The sequence below is a fragment of the Streptomyces sp. NPDC002809 genome (genome assembly GCF_040295435.1).
Taxonomy (GTDB): domain Bacteria; phylum Actinomycetota; class Actinomycetes; order Streptomycetales; family Streptomycetaceae; genus Streptomyces.
This window is the reverse complement of the sequence record NZ_JBEOVJ010000164.1, coordinates 1-3,594: the sequence shown is the minus strand read 5'-3', so window position 1 is coordinate 3,594 and position 3,594 is coordinate 1. Positions and strand designations below refer to the sequence as shown.

Annotated in this window: 3 protein-coding genes and 1 pseudogene; all 4 read left to right on the top strand. The window is 72.4% G+C overall.

What is annotated here, in order from left to right:
* Positions 1-217: 217 nt before the first annotated feature.
* A complete protein-coding gene (gene mshD, locus ABT025_RS39260) occupies positions 218-1,156 on the top strand; it encodes a mycothiol synthase (protein WP_351003606.1) in 939 nt (312 codons plus the stop codon).
* 90 nt (positions 1,157-1,246) lie between these two features.
* Complete coding sequence (locus ABT025_RS39255; protein WP_351003604.1) at positions 1,247-1,657, top strand: GntR family transcriptional regulator; 411 nt, start codon at positions 1,247-1,249, stop codon at positions 1,655-1,657.
* Positions 1,654-2,136, top strand: a pseudogene (locus tag ABT025_RS39635) (ATP-binding cassette domain-containing protein); the annotation flags it as partial. The gene ABT025_RS39255 and the pseudogene ABT025_RS39635, both read left to right, overlap by 4 nt.
* A gap of 419 nt (positions 2,137-2,555) precedes the next feature.
* Entirely contained in the window at positions 2,556-3,530 is a 975-nt protein-coding gene (locus ABT025_RS39245) for an ABC-2 membrane transporter-related protein (protein WP_351003601.1), read from the top strand.
* Positions 3,531-3,594 lie beyond the last annotated feature (64 nt).

The window sequence follows — 3,594 nt, the reverse complement described above, 5'->3', positions numbered from 1 at the left end:
ACGACGAACACATACCCGGACCACATCACGTACCGGCGGAACGTTCGTCGTTTGAGGAGACGCCCCGGAGGGGCCCCGGACCCCACCCACAGCACGCGGCGAACCCCGCGGGGGCACCCGCACAAACCCAGCCCGTCCGGCGATTGAGGACGGAACCGCGCACCACGGACCGGGGCAAGGCACAGGAACCCCGCGACCACCCCCGTACGCTCGACACATGACGACTGACGTACCCCTCCCCGCCCCCGGACGCGAGATCCAGACGCTCGACACCCTCTCCCCCGACCAGGCGGGAGCCGTCTCCGCGCTCCTCGCCGAGGCGGCGCAGTCCGACGGCAGGCAGGCCGTGTCCGAACAGGGGCGGCTGCAGTTGCGGGGCGGGCACCGAGAAGGCGTGCGGCACTTCCTGCTGACCGCAGGAGGCGTACTGGTCGGATACGCGCAGCTGGAGGACACCGACCCCGTCGAGGCGCCGGCCGCCGAGCTGGTCGTGCACCCCTCGCACCGCGGACACGGGCACGGGCGGGCGCTCGGGGCGGCGCTGCTCGCCGCCACCGGCAAGCGGCTGCGGGTCTGGGCGCACGGCGGGAAGTCCGCGGCACGCCATCTCGCGCAGGTGCTCGGCCTCTCGCTCTTCCGCGAACTGCGTCAGCTGCGGCGCCCGTTGAGCCCGCTGAACATCGCGGAGCCGGTACTGCCGCCCGGCGTCACCGTCCGCACGTTCGTCCCCGGCCAGGACGACGCCGCCTGGCTCGCCGTGAACAGCGCCGCCTTCGCTCACCACCCCGAGCAGGGTTCGCTGACCCAGCGCGACCTCGACGACCGCAAGGCCGAGGCGTGGTTCGACCCGAAGGGGTTCTTCCTCGCCGAGCGTGCGACCGATGGCGGCGGCACCGAGATCATCGGCTTCCACTGGACGAAGGTGCACGCCGAGGAGCAGCTCGGCGAGGTGTACGTGGTCGGCATCCGGCCCGACGCGCAGGGCGGCGGCCTCGGCAAGGCCCTCACCGCGATCGGGCTGCGCCACCTGGCCGCCGAGGGGCTGCCCACGGCGATGCTCTACGTCGACGCGGACAACACCGCGGCCCTGTCCGTGTACGAGCGGATGGGCTTCACCACCCACGAGGTCGACCTGATGTACCGCACGGAGTCCTGAGCGCTCACAACTCACCCGGGGGCGGCGTCTCTTGACGCCGCCCCTCCCTTACGGCACCCTTTCACTACTCAATTAGTGAAAGGGGTGAACATGGCAGAGTCCGCAGCGGTCGAGTTCCGCATCGACCGGCGCAGCGGCGTCGCCACGTACCTCCAGATCGTCCAGCAGACCAAGCACGCCCTGCGGCTCGGACTGCTGGAGCCGGGTGACCGCCTGCCCACCGCCCGCGAGGTCGTGGAGGCCACCGCCATCAACCCGAACACCGTCCTGAAGGCCTACCGCGAGCTGGAGCGTGAGGGCCTCGTCGAGGCCCGGCGTGGACTCGGCACCTTCGTCACCCGGACGCTCGGCGGCGCGGCCGCCGCCGACGACGCCCCGCTCCGCGCCGAACTGGCCGACTGGGCGAGCCGGGCCCGCGCAGCCGGTCTGGAGAGGGACGACGTGAGCGCACTCTTCACCGCCGTACTGAACAAGACTTTCAAGGGGGATCAAGCCGGATGACAGGCGCTGCGATCGAGGCCGACCGCCTCGGCATGAAGTACCGGAGCAGAGGCGGGGGCTGGGCGCTGCGCGACTGCTCGTTCCGGTTGCCCCAAGGGCGTGTGTGCGCCCTCGTCGGCCCCAACGGGGCCGGGAAGTCCACCCTTCTGGGCCTGGCAGCGGGGTTCCTGCGGCCGGCCGAGGGAACGGTACGGGTGCTCGGATCGACGCCCGCCGAGGCCCGCGCCCGGATGGCGTTCGTGGCCCAGGACAAGCCGCTGTACCCGCAGTTGACGGTCACCGAGACCCTCTGGGCCGGCGCCGAACTGAACCCCGCCGTCTGGGACCAGGACACCGCCGAACGCATCACCGAGCCACTCCCCGGCGACGCGCGGGTCCGCACCCTGTCGGGCGGCCAGCGCACCCGGCTCGCCCTGGCCCTCGCGCTGGGCAAGCGGCCCGAACTACTGCTGCTGGACGAGCCGATGGCCGATCTCGACCCCCTCGGGCGGCACCAACTGATGGGCGCCCTGATGGCGGAAGCGGCCGAGCACGGCACCACCATCGTGATGTCCTCACACATCCTCGCCGAGCTGGAGGGCGCCTGCGACTACCTCCTGCTCGTCGACGGCGGGCGCATCCGGCTCGGCGGCGAGACGGACGACCTCCTCGCCGTGCACACCCTGCTCACCGGCCCGGTACGCGACCTCGCCCCGCACACCGTGGTCGAGTCCCGCACCACGGGAAGGCAGCTGACCGCACTCGTCCGGAGGGAGGGTCCGGTGGACGCGTCCGTCGGCTGGGAGACGGCGGAGCCGTCACTGGAGGAACTGTTGCTGGCGCATCTGCGCTCACCCGACGCGCCCCCGCTGCTCACGCCGAGCGCGGACGCCCGGACCCGTGAGGCGGTGAGCGCGGCATGAGCACCCTCGCCCTGCGCGGCCCCGCCCGCGTCGTCGTACTCCAGCACCGCCGCGTCCTGTGGATCGCGGGGGCGCTCGCGCTCGCCGGGGTCGTCCTGCTGACCGCATCCGTGTGGTGGAACTCCGGCACGGCGGACACGTACGCGGACAGCGGGTGCTCGTACACGGACACCTCGCCGCGCTGCGTCACAGCGTTCCAGGACATGCTCAGCCACCAGGCGTGGCTCAGGGACGTGCTGCGCTACGCGGGCGCCGCCATGACGGTCCTGCCCGCGGCCATCGGCCTGTTCGTCGCCGGTCCGATGATCGGCCGGGAGCTGGAGAGCGGCACCTACCGGCTGGCCTGGTCCCAGTCCGTCTCCCCCGCCCGCTGGCTCCTCACCAAGCTCACCGTTCCGGCGGCGATCACGGTGGTGGTGGTGCCGGTGCTCTCGGCCGTGTACGCCTGGTGCCGGACCTCCCCCGACACCGACCGCGTGGCCTGGTACGACACGAGCACATACGCCGCGATGGGCACGCTGCCCACGGCCTCGGCCCTGCTCGCCATCGCCATCGGCGCGCTCGCCGCACTGCTGGTACGCCGCACGCTCCTCGCCATGAGCATCACGGCCCTCGCCTACGGGGCGGTGGCGCTCGCGCTCGCAGCCGTGCGCAGCAGCCTGTGGGCGGTCACCACCGTGGCCACGCCGCTGAACGCCAACCCGGCCGGTCTTCCGGGCAGCACCCTGTTTGTCGGCAGCGGGCTGATGGCGGGAGAACAGCGGCTGCGCGGCGAAACCTGCTACGGAGATCCCGTACCCGAGTCGGTGGACCGCTGCCTGGCGGACCACCATGTCACGGGCACGTACACCGACTACCACCCCGCCTCCCACTTCTGGCCCCTCCAGCTCGTGGGCACGGGCATCGTCCTCGTCCTCGCCGCCATCGCCGTAGCCCTCGCCTTCCGCGTCCTGCGCCGCCGCCACGCCTGACCGGTACAGGCACCACGTGGTCGTGTCCGGGGGGCCGTCGGACGGTGATCCCCGGGGTATGGGC

Coding starts and splice junctions, on each gene's coding strand:
- ABT025_RS39255 (WP_351003604.1), top strand. CDS start 1,247: ATGGCAGAGTCCGCAGCGGTCGAGTTCCGCATCGACCGGCGCAGCGGC.
- ABT025_RS39245 (WP_351003601.1), top strand. CDS start 2,556: ATGAGCACCCTCGCCCTGCGCGGCCCCGCCCGCGTCGTCGTACTCCAG.
- mshD (WP_351003606.1), top strand. CDS start 218: ATGACGACTGACGTACCCCTCCCCGCCCCCGGACGCGAGATCCAGACG.